The organism is Sulfitobacter sp. HI0129 (genome assembly GCF_001635395.1).
In the GTDB taxonomy this organism is placed as follows: domain Bacteria; phylum Pseudomonadota; class Alphaproteobacteria; order Rhodobacterales; family Rhodobacteraceae; genus Sulfitobacter.
Window position 1 is genome coordinate 1 of record NZ_LWGH01000489.1, and the last position, 3,289, is coordinate 3,289.

The window sequence follows — 3,289 nt, forward strand, 5'->3', positions numbered from 1 at the left end:
GGGCTGGAAGGTGGAGGCGAGTACCGGAATCGAACCGGTGTACACGGATTTGCAATCCGCTGCGTAACCACTCCGCCAACTCGCCTTATCAGTAACTTAGGTGGCCCGTCGGGTGGTCTGCCACACAGTCTGCCACACATTCATGATCTGTTTTCGTTCTGTCCGCAAGCACAATTCCGCGAACTCTCGTTCGCTTCGCGTAACGTACCGTTGCCCACGTGCCAGACCTGACGCGCTCTGGGCCATCGGGCGCGGCAACGATGTATTCAGACTCGGCAACGATATTCCGGTTGCGGTCGAGGTAGGGGAGTGGCGACCGAATCTCATCGGCGTCCTTGAATGCCCGCATGCGAGGATCTTGGGGCGGGTGGGCGACCGTCCGAATCCCCATTGATGCAGCCAAGTCGTGCGCCTGAGCGTCGAACCCCAAGCAGTCGCCATGATGTAATTCCGTCGCGCCCTTCTCGATGAGAATCCTTCGGAGGCTGTCCAGAATTTGATTAGGCCGGGGGTATCGAGAACCGGTCACTCCAATCCGCATCATCTTCTCCTTTTCTGCGCTTCCGTCGCCCGAACCCGCTGCCGAACGTGCCGAGTGTAATGCTCCACCATGCGCTGGCTTTGCCCGGTGACTGCTGCGATCAGTTCGTCGCTGCATCCGGCACGGCAGAGTTCTACGGCTGCGGTGTAGCGCAGGGCATGGGTGTCGTACTCTTCCGCCTCGATAGCCTTGCGCGCTGCGCGCATCGCCTCAGCCGCCATACGGTAGGACAGGCGACCGGGGCCGTTGATCTTGGTCAGGAAGGCCACGTCAGAGCGAGGCAGCGCGTCCAGTGCCTTCGCAAGGTGTGGTGTCAGCGGCACCCAGAGCAGCTTTCCCGTCTTTCCCTGCCGCACGTTTATTCCCCCGGCCTCGATATTCGGCCATCCCATGCGAAGCACGTCACCGATCCGCTGCCCGGTCCCGAGGCAGAGTTCAAAGATAGTGCGTTCACGCGTGCCGTAGTCAAAGGCGGTTCGGAACGCAGCGACCTTGGTGTCCGGCCAAGGCTGTCGGTCTCGCTTTTCGTAGCGGACCTCGGACACTCCCTTCGCGGGGTTTGCACCTGCCGCCAGAAGCCCCATGTCGATGGCGTGTTCCAACAGCAAGCGAAGAACGCGCAGACGATAGTTCGCCTCATGCGGGCCGGATTTCTCGGCCCATGCGTCCCGCCATGATATGACATGCCTGCGCTCGATGTGACGCGGGTGCAGACCGCCCATCTTATCGGCGATGTACTCTGTCCGCTTGTCGTAGTCCGTGCGCGTTCTGGGGGCGAGGTCTCGATATTTTCGGTGAGCGTGGTAGTGGCGCAGAACCGCGCTGACTGTTTGCCCGGGGGCCACGGGCGCGGGGGCGTTCAATAACCGCTCACGCTCTTGATGTAGGGCGAACGGGATTGGCGCGCCTTTCGGGAATTGTGTCTCCAACCGGATTTCGACAATACGGCCAGCGACCCGCTTTCTGAACAGCAGCACGCCGTCCCGCTTGCGTCGGTGGATATAGGAAGGCAGGCCGCCGGTCTTCATGGATCAACCAAGTCCGCTGGATTGACCGGCTCAGCGTGCGCCGAATTTGCCTTTGCGGCAATGACCCGAATGGACCCTTCGCGGTCGATGACAGCCGCCTCAATCTCCATGCCCGCGTCCTTGCAAGCCCGGACGGCCCGGGCCAATTCAGACTGTGTGAAGCGCTGCTTACCCACGGCTCACTCCTTCACCTCTGCAACGCGGGCCGGGGTGGGGCTGTCGATGCCGAACGCTGCCATGATCTGAGCGACGTGGTGGGCTTGGGCGGCGGCTTTGGCGGCAGAATTCGAGCCGCACAAATGGCCGTCACTCTCTGCTGCGTACCAAAATACGCCCTCTTGAATCTGGTAGGTGAACGTTGTGTCAACATAGTCCGCGTCGTGCGTGAAACGATCATCGCCTGCCTTGACCCACTCCAACGGCTGCACCATCCCCGGCAGGGCGACAATGATGGCGTCTGCTGTTCGTCGCGCCTCATTTTCACCGAAACTGTTTCCGCCAACCCACTTTGGTGCAGTCCCATCTGGCCTAGGACCAGCCAATGAAGCCCATGACATCGCGTCGAACACCTTCTCAGCGATTTGTTCCCGTGCGCTGCTCATGTCTGGTCCTCCCCTGCGATGGCGCGGAGCCATGTCTCGGTTATGACGCTGCTATCCCCCGTCATACTGAGCGCATCGTCTGCTGCTGCATCCGCTGTGTCTTCGAACTCCCCCGTCAGCCAGCGGTCCAACAGCAGCTTGGCCGCTTCCTGCGGTGTGCTGGGTCGGGCATCGCGCTTGGCATCATGCGCTCCAGCGAGGTATGCGATGGTCAACATATCGCCGTCGTCGTCGGGCCGCAGGGCTTCGATGGCGGTACGGGCAAACTTGTGCCATTTTGCGCGGATTTGCTCCGATTGGTCCGCGAAGGCTTCTGGCGTCCGACCGGCAGAAAGGTTTTCGGATGCACCGCTATCCACGGCCTCGGATTTCCAAATGGCCGCTGCCACGAGCTCTATCTCGTCAGTCATGGCTGTTCTCCTTCGATAAGGGCGGCTCGCTTTGCTTCACTTGCCTTCCAGCGTTCGGAGCCGATGGGCATGTCTGTCTCATGAACAGGTGTGTCGGTCGCGTAGTCCCATACCCATGTGATGCTACCGACCTTCATGCGACCGTACATTTTACAGATGCGTGCAAGTCCAGCCATTTCAGCATTCCTCCATGAAACAGGGCGTCCGCGCCTCCCACGGGGGCAGGGCGAGGGCTGCGGACAGGACAAGGGCCGTGAACAGGCCAGCGAACCAGATCGGGCGGGCGTAGGAGCGGCGGGGCTTCCGGGGCGCATGTGCCCAGCTATACGGGGGGAGGGTCATCCGCATTACTCCTCATATTCGGCGCGCAGGCTGCTGCCTCGGCAAGTTGGTGGGCGTGGTGGCGCATCCAGTGGGTAAGGGTGGCGTCGGTCATGCTGGGGCCTCCGGGAGGTGGGTGGGTGCGGCTTCTGCCGCCTTCCGCGCGTGATTCTTGATGATGTCGCCGAGGTCTTCGGCTTGCTCTACGCCGAGTTTCCACCAACGGAATGTTTCGCCGTTCGCAGAGAGCCATGAAAGGAGGACCATGCCATCCTCTGTAGTTTCAACTTCGACGAGCCCGCCGCCTTCTGCTGTATCCGTGTTGATCTTCATGGGTGCCTCCGTTGTTATCTGTGACCCCGCCGGACTCATGGGACGTGGGGTTGT

At 61.2% G+C, this 3,289-nt stretch carries 5 protein-coding genes and 1 tRNA gene; all 6 read right to left on the reverse strand.

The annotated features are described in order from the left end of the window. Positions 1–11: 11 nt before the first annotated feature. Positions 12–85: transfer RNA gene (locus tag A3764_RS13400), tRNA-Cys, on the reverse strand. Positions 86–540: 455 nt separating this feature from the next. Beyond that, complete coding sequence (locus tag A3764_RS13410) at positions 541–1,569, reverse strand: tyrosine-type recombinase/integrase (protein ID WP_067922511.1); 1,029 nt, start codon at positions 1,567–1,569, stop codon at positions 541–543. A 179-nt stretch (positions 1,570–1,748) separates the two neighbouring features. Then, on the reverse strand, positions 1,749–2,171 hold the full coding sequence (locus A3764_RS13420; protein ID WP_067922505.1) for a hypothetical protein: 423 nt from the start codon (positions 2,169–2,171) through the stop codon (positions 1,749–1,751). After that, positions 2,168–2,581: a hypothetical protein gene (locus A3764_RS13425; RefSeq protein WP_067922502.1), complete on the reverse strand. Its 414-nt coding sequence runs from the start codon at positions 2,579–2,581 to the stop codon at positions 2,168–2,170. The genes A3764_RS13420 and A3764_RS13425 overlap by 4 nt, the downstream gene beginning before the upstream one ends. Positions 2,582–2,758: 177 nt before the next feature. Further along, positions 2,759–2,923, reverse strand: a complete 165-nt coding sequence (locus A3764_RS25200) for a hypothetical protein (protein WP_161487191.1) — start codon at positions 2,921–2,923, stop codon at positions 2,759–2,761. A 90-nt stretch (positions 2,924–3,013) separates the two neighbouring features. Next, positions 3,014–3,235 carry a hypothetical protein gene (locus A3764_RS13435; RefSeq protein WP_067922496.1) on the reverse strand — a complete coding sequence of 74 codons (222 nt, stop codon included), beginning with the start codon at positions 3,233–3,235 and terminating at the stop codon, positions 3,014–3,016. Positions 3,236–3,289: the final 54 nt, after the last annotated feature.